The organism is Marichromatium gracile (assembly GCF_004343155.1).
Taxonomy (GTDB): Bacteria; Pseudomonadota; Gammaproteobacteria; order Chromatiales; family Chromatiaceae; genus Marichromatium; species Marichromatium gracile.
In genome coordinates, this window is record NZ_SMDC01000001.1 from 161992 (window position 1) to 183875 (window position 21884).

A 21884-nucleotide genomic window follows, 5' to 3' on the forward strand; every position below is an offset into this window, starting at 1 on the left:
GCCCGCCCCGTGCCGCGCGCCTGCGCGGCGCGGGCACCACCGATCCCACCGGCTTGCCCGCGCCGGGCGAATCCCGCATCTTTGTGCCATGGATGCGCCACGCCGGGACATTGCCACGCCACCACCGCCGCTCGACACCCTGCGCCTGCGCGAGACCCCCGAGGGCATCGACCTCGGGCTGCGCGTCGCCGGAGCGGTACCGCGTGCGCTCGCCCTGGCGCTCGACCTGCTGATCCGTCTCGGGCTCTATCTGCTGCTGCTCCCGCTGCTCGCACTCGCCGACCTCGGGGTCGGGTTGGCGCTGCTCGCGGTGTTCGCCATCGAGTGGTTCTATCCGGTGGTGTTCGAGGTCTGGCGCGGCGCCACCCCCGGCAAGCGGGCACTCGGGCTGCGCGTGGTGCACGAGGACGCCACCCCGGTCGGGCTCCCCGCCTCGACCCTGCGCAACCTGCTGCGGACGGTCGACTTCCTCCCCGCCGGCTATGCCCTGGGGCTGGTGGTGAGCCTCGCCGACCCTGACTTCCGCCGCATCGGCGACCTCGCCGCCGCCACCCTGGTGGTGCACGACGACCGCCCGGCGCCACGCCGGGGCCCGGCATCGACCACCGGCCAGCGACCGCCGCCCGAGTTCGACGCCGACACCCGGGCGGCGATCCTCGCCTTCGCCGAGCGCGCGCCCGCACTCGCCGAGGCGCGGCGCATCGAACTCGCCGAGGTCCTGACCGCCCCGCGCGGGGTGCGCGGCGGTGCCGCGCCCGCACTGATCACCGCTTGGGCGACCTGGCTCGACCGCGGCGCGCCCGACGGACGTGCGGCATGAGACAGCAGCGCTTCGAGCACCAGCACGCCGCCGACTGGGCGCGCTATCGCACGCTGCTCGAGCAGCTCGAGCAGCGCCGGCGCCGCGGCGCCGAGCTCGCCGAGTTCCCCGGCCTCCATCGCCGAGTGTGCGCGCACTATGCGCTGGCCCGAACCCGCGGCTACACCCCCGGGTTGATCGCCGAACTCGAGCAGCTGGTGCGGCGCGGTCACGCCCAGCTCCACCGCCCCACGCTGCGCCTCGGCGCCCGCGCACTGCAGCTGATGGCACGCGATTTCCCGCGCGCGCTGCGCCGTCACGCCGCGCCGCTGTGGCTCGCCGCCGCGCTGCTGTTCGTACCGATGGCGGCGATGGCGCTCGGCGCCTATCACGACCCCGGGCTGATCCTGACGCTGGTCGACGCCGAGCAGCTCGCCGAACTCGAGGCGCTCTACGACCCGGCCCGGGATCATCCCGGGCAGGTGCGCCCGGCCGACAGCGATCTGGCGATGTTCGGCTTCTATGTCCGCAACAACGTCGGCATCGGCTTTCGCAGCTTCGCCGCCGGGGTGCTGTTCGGCATCGGCAGCGTGGTCATCCTGGTGTTCAACGGGCTGTTCATCGGCGCCGCCGCCGGTCACCTCAGCGCCATCGGTCACGGCATCACCTTCTGGCCCTTCGTCAGCGGTCACGCCCCCTTCGAACTGAGCGCGATCGCCATCTGCGGCGGCGCCGGACTGCTGCTCGGCAAGGCGCTGTTCGCCCCGGGACGGCTGCCGCGGCTCGCGGCGCTGCGCGTCAATGCCCGCGATGCCCTGGTGCTGGTGGCGGGCGCGGCGCTGATGCTCGTTGGCGCGGCGCTGATCGAGGCCTTCTGGTCGGCCGGCGCGGCGCCGGTGGCGGTGAAATACGCCGTCGGCGCCGCCGGCTGGACCCTCCTCGCGCTCTACATCGCCCTGGCCGGACGTGGCGACGATGCGTCTTGAGCGACTCACCGCCCAGCTGCGCCCCTGCCCCGCCTGGCAGGCGATCGATCTCGGCTTCGCCCTCGCCCGCGCCTGGTTCCCGGCGCTCTGGGCGCTGTGGTGGTGCACCGCGCTACCGCTGACCCTGATCGTGCTGGCGCTGGCCTGGCTCCACAGCGACCTCTGGCTGCTGGCGCTGTGGTGGTGCAAGCCGCTCTACGAGGCCCCGCTGCTGTTGTGGGCGAGCCGCGCGCTGTTCGACGAGCGCCCGCGACGCGGCGCCCTCCCGGGGATGCTCGGCGCCGGACTGCGCCCGCGCCTGTTGCCGCTGCTGTTGTGGCGCCGACTGAGCCCGAGACGCGCGCTCGTGCTCCCGCTGCTGCTGCTCGAAGGGCTGCCGCAACGGGCGCGACGCGCGCGGCTGCGCACCCTCGCCGGGGGCAGCGCCAGCGGATGGCTGACCCTGGTCTGCTATCACCTCGAGGCGATCCTCTGGGGCGGGATGCTGCTCGGGCTCTATCTGCTGATCCCCGAGGGGCTGCCAGGGATCGACCTGATCGCCGCACTCGAGGACAGCGCCGCGCCGGCCTACTGGATCAGCAGCGCCTGCTATCTGCTCGCCTGCTCGTTGATCGCGCCCTTCTACGTCTGCGCCGGGTTCGCGCTCTATCTCAGCCGCCGCACCGAACTCGAGGGCTGGGACATCGAGCTCGCCTTCCGCCGCGCCCCGCCGCCACCGGCCGCCGTGCTCCCGGCGCTGGCGCTGCTCGCGCCGCTGCTGCTCGCGCCGCCACCGGCCGAGGCCGAGACCTGGCCGGCCCCCGAGGCGGCCCGCGCCCGCATCGCCGAGGTGCTCGACTCGCCCGACTTCGGCGCCACCCGCGAGGTCGAGCTGTGGCTGCCGGTGGCCGACCCCGCACAGCGCAGCACCGAGGACGCCGAGGCAACCTGGTCGGCGACCCCGCCCCCCTGGCTCGCCGGCACCATCCAATGGGGACTGGTGACGCTCGGTGCGATCGCCCTGCTGATACTCATCCGCGCACTGTGGCGCGAACGCTCACCACGCCTGCCCAGATCGGCCAGGACGGAGCACGAGGCCGCGCCCGAGCCGCACAGCGCATCGCCCATCGATCACGAGACCGAGATCCGTCGCCTGCTCGCTGCCGACGACCCGGGCGCGGCCATCGGCGCGCTCTATCGCGCCAGCCTGGAGAGACTCGACCGGCTCGGTCTCTCGCTCCCCCCGGGGGCCACCGAGGGGAGCTGCGTGCAGCGGGCGAGCGCCCGGCTGCCACACCGGGTCGGGGTCCCCTTCGCCGCGATCGCCGCGGCGCGCCAGCACGCGGCCTACGGCGATCGGGACCCGAGCGCGGCGCACGTCGAGCGACTGCTGAGCCACTGGCGGCGCTGGCAGGGACGGACCGATGCGCACTGAACAGCGCCTGCTCGCGCTCACCCTCGGCGGCACCGGGCTGGTCCTCGTGGCAGCGCTGGCGAGCTGGTTCCTGACCCACTTCGAGCGCCGGGTCGAACAGGTACCGGTCGGTCCCTCGGCAGCGGCTCGAGCCAACCCGCTGCTCGCCTTCGAGCGCTTCCTCATCGGGCTCGGCATCACCGTCGAGAGTCGCCCCGATCATGGCCTGCTCGCCGCCCCACCGCCCCCCGGCGACACCCTGGTGGTGCGCGCACCCGGCCCGCTGTCGCCACGCCAACGCGACCGGCTACGCGACTGGATCGCCGCCGGCGGACGGCTGGTGACCACGCCGGGGACTGGGCCGCGCCACGCGCTGCTCGAGACCTTCGGGATCCACCCCGAGAGCTGGACCGAGTCGGGCCCACCGACGCCGGTCCGGCTGCGCCCGACGCCCGGGGCGCCGCCACTCGAGGTCGCCCTCGACCCCGGGCGGACCCTGTGCGTCAGCCATGGCGACAAACAGCGGTGCGGACAACCGCTGACGCATCGGGAGATCGGCGCCGGCCGGCTGAGCGTGCTCGCCGACCTCGACATCCTCACACGCCAGCGCATCGGCGAGCGCGACCACGCCCTGTTCGGCGCCCGTCTGGTCGCCCCCGCACCCGGCGGCACGGTATGGCTGTTGTATGCCGAGACCCCGCCGGGGCTGCTCGCGCGGCTGTGGGCGCGGGCGCCGCTGGCACTGATCGCCGCAGCGCTCACCCTGGCGGTGTGGCTGTGGTCGCTCGGCGCGCGGCTCGGTCCGACGCTCGCCCCGGCTCCGCCACCGGCGCGCGACCGGCTCGTCCATCTCGAGGCCGGGGCGCGCTTTCTGTGGCGCCATCGGCGGATCCGCGCGCTGCTCGCAGCCAGCCGTGCCCGGGTGCTGCGGCTGTGGGCGAGGCGCCTGCCGGGACTCGCGCGCGCGCCCCGCCAACAGCGGCTGACCCGACTCGCCGCGGCCAGCGGCGAGTCGCGCGCGCGCCTCGCCCAGGCGCTCGAGGAGACACCCCGCAGCGCCCGCGCGCTCATCACCCTCACCCACACCCTGGCGCGACTGGAGCAGCAGGCCCGATCGCCCGGAGGCAACCGCGAGAGCACCGATCCATGACCCAGACCCCACTGCCGCTGACCGAGGCGGTCATCCAGCTCGACCGGCTCGAACAGGACATCGGCCAGGCCGTCAGCGGCCAGCGCCAGGCCATCCGCGAGCTGCTGGTGGCGCTGGTCGCCGCCGGGCACGCGCTGCTCGAGGGCGTGCCCGGGGTGGGCAAGACGCTGCTGGTGCGCGCGCTCGCCGCCGCGGTACAGGGGCGCTACGCGCGTATCCAGTTCACCCCCGACCTGATGCCGAGCGACGTCACCGGGCACGCGGTGTTCGACCTCAAGCGCGAGGCCTTCCGCATCCGCCGCGGACCGATCTTCTGCAACCTGCTGCTCGCCGACGAGATCAACCGCGCCCCGGCCAAGACCCAGGCGGCGATGCTCGAGGCGATGCAGGAGGGACAGGTGACCATCGAGGGCCAGGCGCTGGCGCTGGAACCACCCTTTCTGGTCTTCGCCACCCAGAACCCGATCGAGCAGGAAGGCACCTACCCGCTGCCCCAGGCCCAGCTCGATCGCTTCCTGCTGAAGATCGCGGTGGCGCCGCCGAGCGCCGAGGCCGAGCGCGCGGCGGTGCGCGCCGCCACCAGCGGGCGCATCGGCGACCGGCTCGACACCTCGGCGGTGCGTCCGCTGCTCGATACCGAGACCCTGCAACGCCTGCAGCTGAGCGCCACCACGCTTCGACTCGATGAGCGCGTGCTCGACTACGCGGTGGCGCTGGTGCGCGCCGCGCGCGACTGGCCGGGGGTCGACAGCGGTCCCGGGCCGCGTGCCAGCATCGCGCTGGTGCGCGCGGCGCGGGCGCACGCGCTCATCGAGGGGCGCGACTTCACCACCCCGGACGACGTGCGCTGCATGCTCCCGGCGGTACTGCGCCACCGGCTGCGGCTCGGCGCCGAGCTGGAGATCGAGGGGGTGAGCGCCGACGCCCTGCTCGGCGAGCTGGTCGAACGCGTCCCCGCACCGCGCGACTAGCGACGACGGCGCGGACGGAAGCCGCGCAACAGGGCATCGAGCCGCGCCACGGTCCGGGGGTCGGGCGCAGGACCGAAGCGCGCCGGCAGATAGAGCGCGAGGAAGCGCGAGACCGGGGCGGCGAGGTCGGGACGCGCGGCGATCACCCGTCGGCCATGGTCCTGCGGGCCCTCGCCGGGGTGCGGCGCCAGCCCGATACGCGCCAGCCGGCGACAGAAACGGGCATGACGCGCGACCAGCGGATCGGGCTCGCGCGGCGCGCGTACCAGCCCCAGCAGCACCGCGCCCAGGGTCAGCGAGAAGGTCACGACCATCAGCACCGCCAGCCCGTACTCACCCAGCCCACCGAGCCCGAGCCGCTGCAGCAGGCCGAGCTGGTCCTCGGCCGAGAAGTCGAGCACCCACTGCTGCCAGGCCGCATCGATACTGTCGGCGAACTGGCGTGCACCGCGCGCCAGCCGGGCGAGCCACGCATCCTGGGCCAGCTCGAAGCGCACCGGGTTGCCGGCGCCGAGCAGTCGCGAGGCACTCTGGTTGTCGATCCGCGAGGGGTCCACCGCCGCGGTGGGATCGACCCGCACCCAGCCGCGCCCGGGCAGCAGCACCTCGACCCAGGCATGGGCATCGGACTGCCACACCATGTGATAGCCACCGATGGCGTTGGGCTCGCTGCCGAGATAGCCGAGCACCACCCGCGACGGGATCCCGGCCAGCCGCATCAGCGTCGCGAAACTGCTGGCATAGTGCTCGCAAAAGCCGCGCCGGGTCTCGAACAGGAAGGTATCGACCGGATTCGGCCCGAGCGGCGGCGGCAGCAGGGTGTAGTGGAAGGCCTCGCGGTTGAAGTAGGCGAGCGCGCGTCTCACCACCGTCTGGTCGTCCGCGCCCTCGCCACGCCAGCTCGCCACCAGGGCGCGCATCCGCGGGGTGATGGTGCCGGCCGGCAGGCGCAGGGCATAGTCACGCAGCGCCGCGCTCGGCGCGGGCGTGCGAGCGTCGAGCACCGAGCGCACCCGATAGCGCAGCGCACTCTCCACCGCGCGGCTGGCACGCAACAGATGATCGGGCGCGAGCACCACCCCCTCGGCCGCGACCGGCAGGTCGAGCGCGAACAGCCAGCGCCGGTCGGTCGGCTCCAGCACCACCTCGTAGTCGAGCCGATCGGCCGCGGCGGCGAGCGCCAGCGAGGCCGGTCCGGTGCGCGGCGGCTCGCCCACCGTCCAGCGCCGCCCATCGGTCTGCCACAACACCAGACCGCGCCAGTAGCGTTGATCGGGCGGCGGCGGGGTGGCATCGAAGCGCACCCGGAAGGCCAGCTCGCCATTGACCACCAGCTCGCTGACCGCACCCGGCTCCATGGTGTCGGAGAAGCCGGTGCGGGCCTGCTCGGCATCGAGCCCGAGGTCCCACAGCGGCGCGCTCAGGCGCGGGAAGAGCAGAAAGAGCACCAGGGTCAGCGGCAGCGCCTGCAGCGCCAGCCGCGTGGTCGTGGTCAGCGCCGGGCGCAGCCGCCCGCCCCCTGTCGTAGCGTTGATGTCGGCCAGCAGCGTGAGCATGGCCCCGACCACCAGCGCCAGATAGAGCGCGAGGCCGAGCGACTGGTCGAAGAGAAACTGCACCACCACCAGGAAGCCGAGCAGGATCGCCGCGATCTGCAGGTCACGCCGCGCGTGCAGCTCCAGCAGCTTGAGCGCGAGCATGGTGAGAAACAGCGCCGCCCCGCCCTGACGCCCGCTGAGACTGCCGTAGACATGGAGACAGTTGGCGATGCCGACGAGGGTGAGCAGCACCAGCAGCCAGCGCCCGGGCTGCACCCCGTGCCAGCGCAGCGCGAGCAGACGCAACGCGAACAGCGCGCTGGCGAAGGCGCCGATGCGCCAGTCGAGCCGGGGCAGCAACGGCAGGGCGCCGGCGATCACCAGCAGGGTCAACCACAGCCGCTGGAGACGGTCCGGGACGGGCTCGGGCCAGTGCGCGCGTTCAGTGGCCATCGCCGCCCTCCAGGCCGAACAGCGCGAGACGGGTGAGACAGCGCTGCAGCTGCGCCTCGCCGGCGGCCAGCGGCTCCTCCACCCCGGGCAGGCGCAGTCCGAAACGCGCCCCGGCGGCCGCGGCATCGAGCAACTGACGGGCGAGCTCGGCGAGCCGCGTCTCGGGATCGACGGTGGCGAGCGCCGCCCAGTCGATCCACAGCTCATGCCCCTGTTCACCCTCGAACTGCTTGGTCAACAGACCGCGTTCGCGGGCATAGGCCTTCCAGTCGAGATGGCGTGGCGAGTCGCCGTGACGATAGTCGCGCGCGCCGGCATAGTCCTCGAGCCCGGCCCCCGCCCCCCGGGGCAAGGCACGCGCGCCGGCACCGGCGCCGGGCGGCGGCGGCGCGAGGGACGCCGGCGCCGGATAGACCAGCGATGCGGCACGCGGCAGGGTGTGACACCAGGCGCGGAACAGCCCCAGCGGGTGGCAGGTCTCGACCCGCACCTCGCCGAGCGGCTGCCAGCCACGGCGCCTGGTGGTGACGACCAGAGCGCAGCCGCTCTGCTCACCGGCGGGGACGGCGAGCGGCGCGGCGGCATCCTCGGCACCACTCAGACGCAGGTCGGCACGCGTGCGACGACCGCGCCCGCGCACGCTGAGGGTGAAGCGCGCCGACTCGCCGGCGAACACCGCCGCCCCGGGGCGCGCCTGCAGCTCCAGCCCGAGCAGATTGAACCAGGCGTGGTGCATCGCCAGCAGCGCCACCGCGGCGAGGAAGAAGGTGAACAGCAGCCCGAGGTTGTTCTGGTAGTTGAGCGAGCCGAGCAGCATCACCAGCAGCACGGCGCCGAACACCAGCCCGAAGCGGGTGGGCAGGATATAGATCTGGCGCGCGCCGATGCGCACCACGCCGTCGGGATCGCTGCGGGCGCGGCGCAGCATGGCGTCGAAGCGCGCGGCGAGCCAGCCGCGCCAGCGCGCGCGTTCAGGGGACCGGGACATGGGCGAGGATCTCGGCGTCGACCCGGCAGGCGTCGAGCACAGCGCCCTCGCCACTGCCGACCAGACGATGGGCGCAACAGGCCGGCAACACCGCCTGCACGTCCTCGGGGAGCACATAGTCGCGCCCGCCGAGCAGCGCCCAGGCCTTGGCCGCACGCACCAGCCCCAGCCCGGCGCGCGGCGAGAGCCCATAGGCGAAGCGCCCCGAGGCGCGGGTGAAGGCGAGGAGGTCGTGGACGTAGTCGATCACCGCCGGGGCGGCATGCACCGCCACCACCAGCTCCTGCAGGGCGGCGAGCTCGGCGGGGACGAGCACCGGCGCCTGGCGCGCCACCAGCGCGCGACGGTCCTCGCCGGCGAGCAGCCGCTTCTCCTGGTGCGCGGCCGGATAGCCGAGCTCGATACGCATCAGGAAGCGGTCGAGCTGCGACTCGGGCAACGGGAAGGTGCCGATCTGGTGGAGCGGGTTCTGGGTGGCGATGACGAAGAAGGGCTCGGGCAGCGCGCGGGTCTCGCCCTCGACGGTGACCTGACGCTCCTCCATCGCCTCGAGCAGCGCGCTCTGCGCCTTGGGGGTGGCGCGGTTGATCTCGTCGGCGAGCACCAGCTGGGAGAACACCGGACCCGGGTGGAAGCGGAAGGACTCGCTGGCGCGGTCATAGACCGCCACCCCGATGACGTCGGCCGGGAGCAGGTCGCTGGTGAACTGGATGCGCGCGTAGTCCAGCCCGAGCAGTCGCGCCAACAGGTGCGCGAGCGTGGTCTTGCCGACCCCGGGCAGATCCTCGATCAGCAGATGGCCGCGAGCGAGCAGGCAGGTCAGCGCCAGGCGCAACTCGTGCTCCTTGCCGAGGATCACCGCGGCGGCGGCCTCGAGCACCGCGCCGCAGCGATCGACCGGCGACGCGGGGACGGGGCGGGGTTCGGGTCGGTTCATGGCGAGGCTCCCGGCGCCGCCGCGCGCGCGTGGATATGGGTTAAACTGAAGGGCTTCATCGGATCGGGTTCCCTGACATGTTTGCGAGCGATCAGTACGACGTCATCGTGGTTGGAGGCGGTCACGCGGGCACCGAGGCGGCGCTCGCGGCGGCGCGCGCGGGTGCACGCACCCTGCTGCTGACGCAGAACATCGACACCCTCGGCAACATGAGCTGCAACCCCGCCATCGGCGGTATCGGCAAGGGCCATCTGGTGCGCGAGATCGATGCCCTCGGCGGGCTGATGGCACGCGCCACCGACCGCGCCGGGATCCAGTTCCGCACCCTCAACGCCAGCAAGGGTCCGGCAGTGCGCGCCACCCGCGCCCAGGCCGACCGCATCCGCTATCGCACCGTGGTGCGCGCGGCGCTCGAGTCCCAGCCCGGACTGCGGGTGTTCCAGCAGACCGTCGACGACCTCATCGTCGAGGGCGAGCGGGTGGCCGGGGTCAGCACCCAGATGGGGCTGCGCTTTCGCGCCCGGGCGGTGGTGCTCACCGTCGGCACCTTCCTCGGCGGGCGCATCCATATCGGTCTCAGCAACTATGAGGGCGGGCGCGCCGGGGATCCACCGTCCAACGCCCTGGCCGCGCGACTGCGTGAACTGATGCCGCGAATCGAGCGGCTCAAGACCGGCACCCCGCCGCGCATCGACGCGCGCAGCATCGACTACGCGCGGCTCGCCGAGCAGCCCGGCGACGACCCGGTGCCGGTGTTCTCCTTCCTCGGCAGCGCCGCCGAACACCCGCCGCAGGTGAGCTGTCACATCGCCCACACCAATGACCGCACTCACGAGATCATCCGCGCCGGGCTGTCGCGCTCGCCGCTCTACACCGGGGTGATCGACAGCATCGGCCCGCGCTACTGTCCCTCGATCGAGGACAAGATCGTGCGCTTCGCCGACAAGGACTCGCACCAGGTGTTTCTCGAGCCCGAGGGGCTCGACACCCACGAGGTCTATCCCAACGGCATCTCCACCAGCCTGCCCTACGACGTGCAGGAGGCGCTGGTGCGCTCGATCCCGGGGCTGGAGCAGGCCCACATCACCCGCCCCGGCTATGCCATCGAGTACGACTTCTTCGATCCGCGCGACCTCGCCCCGGGGCTGGAGACGCGCCAGCTCCAGGGGCTGTTCCTCGCCGGTCAGATCAACGGCACCACCGGCTACGAGGAGGCCGCCGCCCAGGGGCTGCTCGCCGGCATCAACGCGGTGCGCCGGCTGCGCGAAGAGTCGCCCTGGGTGCCGCGTCGCGACGAGGCCTACATCGGGGTGATGGTCGATGATCTGGTCACCCGCGGCACCAACGAGCCCTATCGCATGTTCACCAGCCGCGCCGAGTACCGGCTGATGCTGCGCGAGGACAACGCCGATCTGCGCCTGACCGAGACCGGGCGCGCGCTCGGGTTGGTCGACGACGAACGCTGGGCGCGCTTCGCGGCCAAGCGCGAGGCGATCGAGCGCGAACGCGAGCGCCTCGCCGCGGCCATCGTCCGTCCCGACCGGGCCGACCCGGCGGCCATGCAGGCGGTGCTCGGCGAGCCGCTGCGGCGCGAGGCGCGCGCGCTCGACCTGCTCGCCCGTCCCGGCGTCGATCACGCCGGGGTCAACGTCCTGATCGATACCGCGGATCACCCGGTCGCTCCCGAGGTCGCCGAGCAGGTCGAGATCCAGACCCGCTATGCCGGCTACATCGCTCGCCAGCGCGACGAGATCGCCCGTCAGCGCGCCCAGGAGGACAAGCCCTTGCCCGAGACCTTCGACTTCGCCGCGGTGCGCGGTCTCTCCGCCGAGGTGCGCGAGAAGCTCTGCCGCACCCGCCCCACCACCGTCGGCCAGGCCGCGCGCATCCCCGGGGTGACCCCGGCGGCGGTGTCGCTGCTGCTGATCCACCTCAAGCGACACCCGGCATGAACACCGCGACCACCGAACTCACCCCGGACCAGCGCACCCATCTCGGCGAGCGGCTGCAGGCCGGCTGCGCGGCGCTGGGGATCGGGCCGACGGCGGCCCAGCACCAGCAACTGATCGACTATCTGCAGCTGCTGCTGCGCTGGAACCGCGCCTACAACCTCACCGCGGTGCGCGACCCCGACGAGATGGTGGTGCGTCATCTGCTCGACAGCCTGGCAATCCGCCCCTTCCTGTTCGGCGACACCCTGCTCGACATCGGCACCGGAGCTGGTCTACCGGGGATACCACTGGCGATCATGGAGCCCAGGCGCCGTTTCTGGCTGCTCGACAGCAACGGCAAGAAGGTGCGCTTCGTGCGTCAGGCGGTGCTCGAGCTCGGACTCACCAACGTCGAACCGGTTCAGGCCCGCAGCGACGACTATCGGCCCGGCCACGGCTTCAAAACGATCGTGAGCCGCGCGGTGACGGCTGCAGACGTACTGCTCGCCACGGAGAGATGCCTGCTCGAACAACCCGGACGGATGCTGCTGATGCGCGGACGCCACCCCGAAGAGGCCCCACTCCCGGCCACGCACGCGACCGGAGACAGCCACGTGCATGTCTTGCGCGTCCCCTTCCTCGATGAACCGCGTCACTTGGTCGAGATCCGTAACGATTAATTGAGCGTCCCAGCCAAGACGGCGACCCGCCGCAGACACCGCACAAACAGGCAACGACGCTCGACGATCAACCCACCATCATTCGCCCGCGCCGCCACAAGCCGCAACGCGAGATGCGACGACATGTGCCATGCTGATCTGAGATCAGACGACACGTCGCAGCATGCTCCGCGTCTCGTCACCAAGGAACGCCGATCGACATAACGCGACCGATCCCTTCGATCGAGTACTCCGCCCAATCGGCCACCAAGGATCGATGATGAACATACCCCCCGCAGGAGCACCCCAGACGGCGGACGATCCAGCCGCCCAGTCACCACAACCCGAGGCGGAACAGTCCGCATCGCCCGCGGAGTTGAGCTTTCCGGTCGTCGGCATCGGCGCATCGGCTGGGGGACTGGCGGCATTCGAGGCATTTTTCTCCGCCATTCCACCGGACACACAGACCGGTATGGCCTTCGTACTCGTTCAGCACCTGGACCCCAACCACAAGAGCATCCTCGCCGAACTAATCAAGCGCCACACCTGCATGCAGGTGCATGAAATCGTTGACGGCTTGCGCATCAAGCCCGATTGCGTCTACATCATCCCACCCAATGTCGACATGGCTCTGTTCAATGGCCTCCTCCATTTACTGGAGCCAGCGGCGCCACGCGGACAGCGACTACCGATCGACTTCTTCTTCCGCTCACTGGCGCAGGATCAACACGAGCGGGCTTTGTGTGTGGTGCTCTCTGGCACCGGCAGTGACGGCACGCTCGGTGCCAGAGCGATCAAGGGCGAGGGCGGGATGGTCATGGCCCAGGCGCCCAAGACCGCCGCTTACGACGGCATGCCACGTAGTGCCATCGCCACCGGATTGGTCGATTTCGTGCTCCCACCCGCGGAAATGCCGGCACAGCTCATGGCCTATGTGACCCATGCCTTCGGCAGGGAAGCGCATACCTCTGAGCCTTCATCCAAAAGCGTGGATACGCTGACGAAGATCTGCCTGCTGCTGCGAGACAAGAGCAGCCACGATTTCTCGCAATACAAGCAGAGTACGCTAATACGGCGCATCGAACGGCGCATGGCGTTACACCAGATCGAGCAACAACGCGATTACGTACGATATCTCCAACACAATCCGCTGGAGATCGATGCGCTATTCCATGACCTGCTGATCGGGGTCACCAGCTTCTTCCGTGACCCCGAGGCTTTCGCCATCTTAGAGCGCGAGGTTATCCCTCGGCTGTTCCATGAGAAACCGGCCGGGTCACCAGTCAGGGTATGGATCTGCGGCTGTTCCACCGGCGAAGAGGCCTACTCTATCGCAATCCTGCTCAAGGAGCATCTGGAGACCCTGAAGCAAGACTATCGGCTCCAGATCTTCGCCACCGACATCGACGCCAATGCGATCGAGCGGGCACGTTCCGGTATCTACCCCGCTAATATTGCGACCGATATCTCTCCCGAACGGCTAGCACGCTTCTTTGTCATGAGCCAAGAGCAAGGCTGCTACCGCATCAACAAGGAAATCCGCGATCTACTGGTATTCTCCGAGCAGGATCTGATCAAGGACCCCCCCTTCTCCAGGCTTGACCTGATCAGCTGCAGAAACCTGCTGATTTATCTAAACGGAGATCTACAGCGACGCCTGATACCTCTCTTTCACTATGCACTGAAAAGCAGCGGCTTCCTGTTCCTGGGAAATTCTGAAACCATCGGTGACGCTCATCCACTGTTCACGCCGGTCGACCGCAAATGGAAGCTCTTCGCCACCAAGGAACAGCAAGACGTTACCCTGACGCCCCTGTTGCCTCAGAGGCACATGCTTTCCATCTCCAGCCCCCATACACCCTCCTCCGATCCTGAAAGCATGTCACGCAGCAAAGGCAAGTCCGATCTACGGAAACGAACCGAGCAGGCGCTGCTTCGTCACTATGACCCAACGGCCCTGTTGGTCACCGGGCGCGGCGACATCCGCTATATCTACGGTCGCACAGGGCAATTCCTCGAGCCGGCACCGGGGGATCCAACAATGAATGTCTTCAGCATGGCTCGAGAAGGGTTATGTCATGCCATGAGGAACGCCCTACAGCGCGTCGTCACGACCGGGGATTCAGTACGGTTGAAGGGACTGAGAGTCAAGACAAACGGCGACTTCACCCTGGCCGATCTGAGCGTGCATCCCGAGCAACGGACAGGCCACGTTGATACAGAACCATTGTATCTTGCGATCCTGGAGATCACAGGCTCCGTCGAGGACGGACCCGGCCAAAACATTGAAAAAAGGTCGAAAACAGGAGAATCCGATTCGCGAATCGCCGAGTTGGAGCAAGAGTTGCGGACCAAGGAGGAATACCTCCAGACCACGCTGGAGGAGATGGAGACATCAAACGAGGAATTGAAGTCGACCAACGAAGAGATGCAGTCGGTCAACGAGGAGTTGCAATCGACCAATGAGGAACTGGAGACGTCAAAAGAAGAGCTGCAATCGGTCAACGAGGAACTGGCAACGGTCAACACGGAGCTTCAAGCCAAGGTGGCCGACCTTTCCCGGGTCAACAACGACATGAACAATCTGCTCGCCGGCACGGGTGTTGCCACCCTGTTCGTCGATCATCAGCTCAGGATCACCCGCTTCACACCGGCAACAACCAGGCTGATCAACCTGATCCAGTCCGATGTTGGGCGACCGGTGGGGGATATTGTCTCCAATCTGACAAACTACGATGATTTGACAGAGGATTTAGCACAGGTCCTCAATACCCTGCAGCCTGCGGAAAAAGAGGTCCGCACCAGGCAGGGAGACTGGTATGTCCTAAGGATCGGTCCATATCGCACTCTTAACAATGTCATCGAGGGGGCAGTTATCACCTTCATGGACATCTCCGCACGCAGAAAAATGGAGGAGAGTCTGAAGGAGGCACGCGCCTTTGCCGAAGGGATCGTAGACGCCGTGCGCGAACCATTACTGGTATTGAGCGGAGACCTTCACGTGATCTCGGCCAATCATGCGTTTCAGCAATTCTTCCAACTGCCCCAGTCCGAGATCATCGATCAACCACTAAGCGACCTTGACGAGCACCGCTGGAACGATCCTGAATTGCGTCGGCAACTCTTGGAGACTATCGCTAAAGGAAAGGCACTAGAAGACCATGTGATTGGTTATGAGTCGGCGGCAACCGGGTCGTGCTCTCTCAGCCTCAACGCTAGACGGATCGTCCATCCAGACGCCGATCACGACAACGTCTTGATCACCATCAAGGACACCTCGCCCCGAGTGGACACGCCCAAATCGCCATAGACAGGAAAGAGTCCGAACGCAGCGACGACAGCTCTCTCGGTCGTGTGTTGAGGGCAGAAGTCAGGCCCGTCTCCATCAAGACCTGGCGCCAACTCACCGCACCATCAAGCACAACCTTATATTTCTAAGCATCAAACACGTAGATAAAAGAGGATTCCAGTCTTTTGCTTAATTCGAGGGAGTTGCATCCATGCCTGATCGAACAGATCGAGAACAGCCGGCGCGCCCTCCACCAGGGGTACCGATTCCCCTCAAAGAGCTGCGTCAACGCGCCGAAGCGCAGCTCTGCGCCATCCGTGACGCAGCACTTGTAACCGACAATCAAAGCAATCACGAGTTACGGGTCCATCAGATCGAACTCGAGCTGCAGAACGAAGAACTGCGACGGACGCAAGAAGCCCTAGAGTTGTCCCGCGCCCGCTACTTCGACCTCTACGACCTCGCCCCCGTCGGCTATCTCACCCTGAGTGAGACAGGTATTATCCAGCAGGCAAACCTTGCCGCAGAAACCCTGCTGGGACTATCACGCGCCGGCTTGGTCGGAAAACCCTTGTCGCAATTCATCCTCCCCGAAGACCAAGACATCCACTACCAGCACCGGCGTGCGCTGTGGTCGACAGGAAGGACTCAGCACTACGAGCTTCGCCTTCGCCCATCAACAGCCACACCGATCATCTGGGTCAGCCTGGATGCGTGCTTGGTGCCAGAGACGACCACCGACACGGCTCATCACGACTGGCGCCTGATCATGACGGACATCACCATCCGCAAGCGTGATGAACAAAAGATCATCGATAGCCAGGCACGGCTGCACTTGGTAGCAACACTCGCCGAGCTGGCGTTCTGGGAATGGACGCCGCACACCAACCAAGTGATATTTCCTTTAGAGTGGCAGCGGCAGATGGGGTACGACCAGGGCGCCTTGCCGAAGAACTTCGACGACTGGGCCGAACTGCTACACCCTGATGATCGCGAGCCCAGCCTTGCAAAGCTGCGTGGCTTCGCTGCCAACCGAGAATCGTGCGAAATACAATATCGGCTACGCCGCAAGGATGGTGCCTACCGCTGGCTCCAGGCCAGACCCGAGGTCATCCAGGACGCCAACAACACATATCAGCGTATCCTGTTGGCGCAGCAGGACATCACCCGCCGCAAGGAGGCTGAGCTACACGCACTCCGCCTGGCCCAGCACGATCCACTGACCGGCCTGCCGACACGTCGACTACTCGACCAATTGGCCAATCAAATGCTAGTGAGCGCAAGGCGCAGCAAGCGCCAACTGGCGGTACTGTTCTTCGACCTAGACGATTTCAAAGCGGTTAACGACATGTACGGTCACGCGGTCGGCGACCTGTTGCTGCAAGCGGTGGCCCAGAGACTGCTGACACTGTTCCGAGCAGAGGATATCGTCGCCCGCCTGGGGGGCGATGAGTTCGTCGCCGTACTAAGCAAGATCGACGACGCCACGGACGTCGCTCGCACAGCGGGCAAGGCCATCGCGACCCTGGCGCCTCCGTATACTATCGGTCAGCTGCAACTACACTGCGCACCCAGCCTCGGTATCAGCCTATATCCACAAGATGGCGAGACGATCGAGCAGCTCATGCAAAGCGCCGATTTGGCCATGTACCACGCAAAACAAATCCGCCCGGGACACTATCAATTCGTCACTGCTGCGCTCAACGAGCAGGTAATGAGCAGTGCCACGCTGGAAAGACAGCTGCGTCAAGGAATCGCCAAGGAAGAGTTTCGTGTCGTCTATCAACCGGTCCTGGACTTGAAGCAAGGGTGTCTGCATGGGGCTGAAGCGCTACTGCGATGGCCGCAGCACGACCAGGAACCAATCCCACCCTCAACCTTTCTACCTGTAGCCGAATCACTCCACCTCACCCATGAGATCGGACTTTGGGTCATCCGGGAAGTGTGCCGACAACATCAGTCATGGCGAGTTGCGGGGTTACCCCCGATACCAATCTCAGTAAATGTTTCGACACGAGAGTTTCTTCATCCGCACTTCATTCAAGGACTATGCGACGCTTGCCGAGACGCGGGGACAGAGCCCTCCGCGCTAGTGCTACACCTAAGTGAATCTACCTTGTTCGATTACCCAGACGGCAGCGCAGATCAACTCGCCGCTCTCAGGGCTCTCGGTGTCAAGCTAGTGATTGACGACTTCGGCCTGGGCTGCTCAAGCCTCAGCAAGCTCGATCAACTACCCTTGACCGGACTCCAGATCAATCAAGCGCTGGTACGACAGCTACACACGGCGCGCGGCATGCCAGCCATCATCGACACCATCATCCAGTTCGGGCGGGCCCTAGGACTCGACGTTACCGTCGTCGGCATCGAGAGCGAGGCCGATCAGCGGTTCTTCCACGCGATGGGTTGCGACCATCTTCAGGGCTTCCGCCTCGGCAAGCCGATGACCGGAGGCGCCTTCGCTGAGTGGTATCGCCAGCATCCCGCCACGGCACCACACTAGGCCGGGCGCCGACACACGAACTCCTAGCCCTCCCCCCCCTCGGCCAGGCGGCGGAGGTGGCGATGACTTGAAGTGCGTTCCAAGCCCGGATACCGGGCGAGCTGAAAATTCAGTACCATTGCCTCGCATCTACCGCAAACGCGGCACGAGCCTTGATCCGACCGCCACCATGGGGCGCGCACTCATCGCAACGGCTGGCTAACGGATCGAAATTTCGGAGCGACTGAGTCGAGCATGGTCAACATCATCGCCATCGCCAATCAGAAGGGCGGAGTCGGCAAGACGACGACCGCGGTCAACCTCGCCGCCTGTCTGGCGGCGATGAAGCGACGCGTGCTGCTGGTCGATCTCGACCCCCAGGGCAACGCCACCATGGGCTGTGGCGTCGACAAGCACGCGCTCGAGCACTCGAGCTGCGACCTGCTGCTCAGCGACATCCCCATCGCCGACTGTCTGCAGCGCATCACCGAGCCCTCGCCCGGTTTCGACCTGCTGCCAGCCAACGCCGATCTCACCGCCGCCGAGGTCGGGCTGATCGACTCGCCCGACCGCGAGCACCGTCTGGCGCGGGTGCTCGAGCGCGCCGCCCAGGCCTATGAGCTGGTGATCGTCGACTGCCCGCCCTCGCTCAACATGCTCACCGTCAACGCCCTGGTCGCCGCGCGCGGGGTGCTGATCCCGATCCAGTGCGAGTACTACGCCCTCGAGGGGCTCTCGGCGCTGCTCGACACCATCGAGCAGATCCGTGCCAACCGCAACGAGACGCTGCGTGTCGAGGGCATCCTGCGCACCATGCACGACCCGCGCAACAACCTCGCCAACCAGGTCTCGACCCAGCTCATCGCGCACTTCAAGGACAAGGTCTACCGCACCATCATCCCGCGCAACGTGCGCCTCGCCGAGGCCCCCAGCCACGGCATGCCGGCCCAGCTCTATGATCCGTCCTCCAAGGGCGCGATCGCCTACATGGCGCTGGCCAGCGAGGTGCTGCGCCGCCAGCAGAAGGGCCGCAACGCCGCCTGACATGGACCAGGAAACCACCCGACCGAACAAGAAGAAGGGGCTGGGGCGCGGACTCGACGCCCTGCTCGGCGCCACCCGTGGCGGTGCCGAGACCGCCTCCCAGTCCGGGGCCGTCGCCACCGCTCAGCCCGGCGATCGCATCGTGCGCCTGCCGCTCGAGCAGCTGCAGCGCGGGCGCTATCAGCCACGCCGCGACTTCGACCCCGAGGCGCTGCGCGAGCTGGCCGAGTCGATCCGCGCCCAGGGCGTGCTGCAGCCGATCCTGGCGCGACCGCTGGCCGAGGGGCGCTACGAGATCGTCGCCGGCGAGCGGCGCTGGCGCGCCTGTCAGCAGGCCGGCCTCAGCGAGATCCCGGCACTGGTGCGCGAACTCGACGCCACCAGCGCGCTGGCCATCGCGCTGATCGAGAACATCCAGCGCGCCGATCTCAATCCGCTGGAAGAGGCCACCGCGCTGCACCGTCTGGTCGAGGAGTTCGAGCTCACCCATCAGGAGGTGGCCGAGGCGGTCGGCAAGTCGCGCACCACCATCTCCAACCTGCTGCGCCTGCTCGAACTCGAGCCCGAGGTCAAGGACCAGCTCGATCATGGCCGCTTGGAGATGGGCCACGCCCGCGCCCTGCTCGGGGTCAAGGGCCAGATGCAGTGCGCGCTCGCCCGACAGGTGGTCGCCGGCGGTCTCTCGGTGCGCGACACCGAGCGACTGGTGCGACGGCAACAGCAGGGCGAGAGCCCGGTGGCGGCAGCGGATCGGAAGGGAGTGACCGACCCCGACATCCGCCGACTGCAGAACGATCTCACCGACCGGCTCGGCGCCGAGGTGCGGATCCAGCACGGCAGCCGCGGCAACGGCAAGCTGGTGATCAGCTACACCAGCCTCGACGAGCTCGACGGCATCCTCGGCCATATCCGTTGAGCAGTGTGCCGGGCGAGGCCGCCCCCCCCGAGAAGGATGCTGAAACACCGGCTCGATCAAAGGGATCCAGCCCCGGGAACGGGTTCGTCGAGACCTTCGTCATCGGCCCGAAACCCGCGCCGCGCAAGGCTCCGGGCACCCCGCGGTTACATTGACCCGATATTAGCGATCCCCTATACTTCGCGTCCGGTGAGCGACGCGCTCAACCAAACCACGATGATCTGATGCAACAGCCGGATGCGCTTCAGGCCGGGAACGTCCTGAAAATACAGACGATCCTCAGCCTGGTGTCGGTGCTACTCGCCCTGCCGTTCGGTCGCTCCGTTGCACTATCGGTCCTCATAGGTTCTGGATCCTGCCTGCTGGCCAACGCCATGCTCGCGGCCTGGGTCTTTCGCGCCTATCGCGCCCAGGCGCCTGAGCGTTTGGTCATGCGTTTTTATCGTGCCGAAGTCGCAAAGATCGCGTTGGTCCTGGGTTTGTTCGTCGTTGCCTTCGCAACATTCGACGACCTGAACATACCGGCATTGCTGGGGGCCTACTTCCTCATGCAAGTGATGCCGATCCTGATCGCGGCCCAACAGGCCAAACGAAACACGAAGTGAGAATGATCGATGGCTGCTACCGAAACGCTCACCGCTGAACAATACATTCAACACCATCTGACCAACCTCACCTTCGGTCTACACCCCGAGCACGGCTTGGGGCTCGCGCACAACAGCGCGGAGGCCGCGGAGATGGGCTTCTGGGCGATCAATCTGGACACCATGTTCTTTTCGATCCTGCTCGGCGGCCTGTTCCTCTGGTTCTTCAAGGGTGTGGCCGAACGCGTCAGCGCCGGCGTGCCGGGTGCGGCGCAGAACTTCGTCGAGTGGATCGTCGACTTCGTCGAGGACAACGTCCGCGGTTCCTTCAGTGGCAAGAACCCGATGGTCGCCCCGCTGGCGCTGACCATCTTCGCCTGGGTCTTCCTGATGAACCTGATGGACCTGCTGCCGGTCGATCTGGTGCCCTATCTGTTCGGCCAGTTCATGGCCCTGTTCGGCGCCGATCCGCACCATGTCTATCTCAAGATCGTGCCGACCACCGATCCCAACGCAACCTTCGGCATGGCCCTGATGGTCTTCATCATGGTGCTCTACTACAGCGTCAAGATGAAAGGCGTCGGTGGCTTCCTCGGCGAGCTGACCCTGCAGCCGTTCGGCAAGTGGGGCATGCCCGCGAACCTGGTGCTCGAAGGGATCAGTCTGATCTCCAAGCCGATCTCGCTCGCCCTGCGACTGTTCGGCAACATGTACGCCGGCGAGATGATCTTCATCCTGATCGCCTTGCTCTACGGTGGCAGCTTCGTGCTCAACGCCACCGGCGGCGTTCTGCAGTTCGTGTGGGCCGTGTTCCACATCCTGATCATCACGCTGCAGGCGTTCATCTTCATGGTGCTGACCATCGTCTATCTCGACATGGCACACCAGGAGCATCACTAAACCCCGTTTTTCAAGGCTCTGACCTTCAATCAAGGCTCTGACCTTCAATCCTGGAGAGAACTATGGAACTCGAAGTCGCACAAGCATTCGCAGAGGTCATCAAGTACATCGGCGCTGGCCTGATGCTGGGTCTGGGCGCAGTCGGCGCCGGCGTCGGCATCGGCGTCCTCGGCGGTCGCTTCCTGGAGGGCGCTGCCCGTCAGCCCGAGCTCATCCCGATGCTGCGCACCCAGTTCTTCATCGTCATGGGCCTGGTCGACGCACTGCCCGTCATCGCGATCGCCATGGGTCTGTTCCTGATGTTCGCTGCCTAGCGCGCATCCTGCTCCCTCCCGCGGGCCGAGAAGACTCCTCGCCCACATGAGGCTCAGGCAAGAGGCATAGGTATGAATATCAATCTGACTCTGTTTGCCCAGATGATCACCTTCGCGGTGTTCGTCGGGTTCTGTATGAAGTATGTGTGGCCGCCCATCGTCAACGCGTTGGCGGAGCGCAAGGCCAAGATCGCCGAAGGCCTCGCCGCCGCCGAACGTGGCCATCAGGAGCAGGCCCTCGGGGAGCAACGCGCACTCGAGCTGATGAAGGAGGCCAAGGTCTCCGCCGCCGAGATCGTCGGTCAGGCCCAGAAGCGGGCCACCGACATCGTCGAGGAGGCCAAGAGCGACGCCCGGACCGAGGGCGATCGGCTGCTCGCCGCGGCGCGCGCCGAGATCGATCAGGAGACCAACCGCGCACGCGAAGAGCTGCGTGAGCGCGTCTCCACGCTCGCCGTCGCGGCAGCGGAGAAGATCCTCCAGAAGGAGATCAACGTCGACGCCCACAAGTCGATCGTCGACTCGTTCGCAAAGCAGCTCTAGGGAATAC

Annotated in this window: 18 protein-coding genes; 15 read left to right on the forward strand and 3 right to left on the reverse strand. The window is 67.3% G+C overall.

Annotated elements, in window-relative coordinates:
- Window positions 1-88 precede the first annotated feature (88 nt).
- The 5 genes from EDC29_RS00745 to EDC29_RS00765 are packed head-to-tail and all read left to right on the forward strand — an operon-like array spanning window position 89 to window position 5299.
- Window positions 89-820 (forward strand): RDD family protein, encoded by a 732-nt coding sequence (locus EDC29_RS00745; RefSeq protein ID WP_132228166.1) that lies wholly within the window; start codon window positions 89-91, stop codon window positions 818-820.
- Window positions 817-1785, forward strand: coding sequence for a stage II sporulation protein M (locus tag EDC29_RS00750; RefSeq protein WP_123139205.1), 969 nt, complete (start codon window positions 817-819; stop codon window positions 1783-1785). The genes EDC29_RS00745 and EDC29_RS00750 overlap by 4 nt, the downstream gene beginning before the upstream one ends.
- Window positions 1775-3199, forward strand: coding sequence for a DUF4129 domain-containing protein (locus tag EDC29_RS00755; protein WP_123139204.1), 1425 nt, complete (start codon window positions 1775-1777; stop codon window positions 3197-3199). Before EDC29_RS00750 ends, EDC29_RS00755 begins: the two co-directional genes overlap by 11 nt.
- Window positions 3189-4328, forward strand: a complete 1140-nt coding sequence (locus tag EDC29_RS00760; RefSeq protein WP_132228168.1) for a DUF4350 domain-containing protein — start codon at window positions 3189-3191, stop codon at window positions 4326-4328. The genes EDC29_RS00755 and EDC29_RS00760 overlap by 11 nt, the downstream gene beginning before the upstream one ends.
- Complete coding sequence (locus EDC29_RS00765; RefSeq protein ID WP_123139202.1) at window positions 4325-5299, forward strand: AAA family ATPase; 975 nt, start codon at window positions 4325-4327, stop codon at window positions 5297-5299. The genes EDC29_RS00760 and EDC29_RS00765 overlap by 4 nt, the downstream gene beginning before the upstream one ends.
- On the opposite strand, the gene EDC29_RS00770 is transcribed toward EDC29_RS00765, so the two are convergent.
- From EDC29_RS00770 to EDC29_RS00780, 3 genes are read right to left on the reverse strand one after another with little or no spacing between them, the layout of a single operon-like run.
- A complete protein-coding gene (locus EDC29_RS00770) occupies window positions 5296-7290 on the reverse strand; it encodes a transglutaminase TgpA family protein (RefSeq protein WP_132228170.1) in 1995 nt (664 codons plus the stop codon). The two genes, EDC29_RS00765 and EDC29_RS00770, sit on opposite strands and share 4 nt — an antisense overlap.
- On the reverse strand, window positions 7280-8278 hold the full coding sequence (locus EDC29_RS00775; RefSeq protein WP_132228172.1) for a DUF58 domain-containing protein: 999 nt from the start codon (window positions 8276-8278) through the stop codon (window positions 7280-7282). The genes EDC29_RS00770 and EDC29_RS00775 overlap by 11 nt, the downstream gene beginning before the upstream one ends.
- On the reverse strand, window positions 8262-9215 hold the full coding sequence (locus EDC29_RS00780) for an AAA family ATPase (protein ID WP_132228174.1): 954 nt from the start codon (window positions 9213-9215) through the stop codon (window positions 8262-8264). The genes EDC29_RS00775 and EDC29_RS00780 overlap by 17 nt, the downstream gene beginning before the upstream one ends.
- Window positions 9216-9292: 77 nt before the next feature.
- Here EDC29_RS00780 and mnmG point away from each other — a divergent pair, with 77 nt between their 5' ends.
- From mnmG to EDC29_RS00830, 10 genes are all read left to right on the forward strand, one after another.
- Complete coding sequence (gene mnmG, locus EDC29_RS00785) at window positions 9293-11167, forward strand: tRNA uridine-5-carboxymethylaminomethyl(34) synthesis enzyme MnmG (RefSeq protein WP_123142287.1); 1875 nt, start codon at window positions 9293-9295, stop codon at window positions 11165-11167.
- The gene (gene rsmG / locus EDC29_RS00790) at window positions 11164-11826 is read left to right on the forward strand and encodes a 16S rRNA (guanine(527)-N(7))-methyltransferase RsmG (protein WP_123142286.1); all 663 of its coding nucleotides are present in this window, start codon (window positions 11164-11166) and stop codon (window positions 11824-11826) included. The genes mnmG and rsmG overlap by 4 nt, the downstream gene beginning before the upstream one ends.
- Before the next feature lie 259 nt (window positions 11827-12085).
- Window positions 12086-15115, forward strand: coding sequence for a chemotaxis protein CheB (locus tag EDC29_RS00795; protein WP_223806939.1), 3030 nt, complete (start codon window positions 12086-12088; stop codon window positions 15113-15115).
- Between the two features lie 190 nt (window positions 15116-15305).
- Window positions 15306-17597, forward strand: coding sequence for a putative bifunctional diguanylate cyclase/phosphodiesterase (locus EDC29_RS00800; protein ID WP_132228176.1), 2292 nt, complete (start codon window positions 15306-15308; stop codon window positions 17595-17597).
- Window positions 17598-17831: 234 nt separating this feature from the next.
- A complete protein-coding gene (locus EDC29_RS00805) occupies window positions 17832-18620 on the forward strand; it encodes a ParA family protein (protein WP_123139194.1) in 789 nt (262 codons plus the stop codon).
- 1 nt (window position 18621) lies between these two features.
- Complete coding sequence (locus EDC29_RS00810) at window positions 18622-19536, forward strand: ParB/RepB/Spo0J family partition protein (protein WP_132228178.1); 915 nt, start codon at window positions 18622-18624, stop codon at window positions 19534-19536.
- Window positions 19537-19760: 224 nt separating this feature from the next.
- Complete coding sequence (locus EDC29_RS00815; RefSeq protein WP_123139192.1) at window positions 19761-20141, forward strand: ATP synthase subunit I; 381 nt, start codon at window positions 19761-19763, stop codon at window positions 20139-20141.
- 9 nt (window positions 20142-20150) lie between these two features.
- A complete protein-coding gene (atpB, locus tag EDC29_RS00820) occupies window positions 20151-21020 on the forward strand; it encodes a F0F1 ATP synthase subunit A (RefSeq protein WP_062272106.1) in 870 nt (289 codons plus the stop codon).
- 62 nt (window positions 21021-21082) lie between these two features.
- Window positions 21083-21334: a F0F1 ATP synthase subunit C gene (atpE, locus tag EDC29_RS00825; protein ID WP_005222005.1), complete on the forward strand. Its 252-nt coding sequence runs from the start codon at window positions 21083-21085 to the stop codon at window positions 21332-21334.
- Window positions 21335-21406: 72 nt separating this feature from the next.
- Window positions 21407-21877, forward strand: coding sequence for a F0F1 ATP synthase subunit B (locus EDC29_RS00830; RefSeq protein ID WP_005222006.1), 471 nt, complete (start codon window positions 21407-21409; stop codon window positions 21875-21877).
- Window positions 21878-21884: the final 7 nt, after the last annotated feature.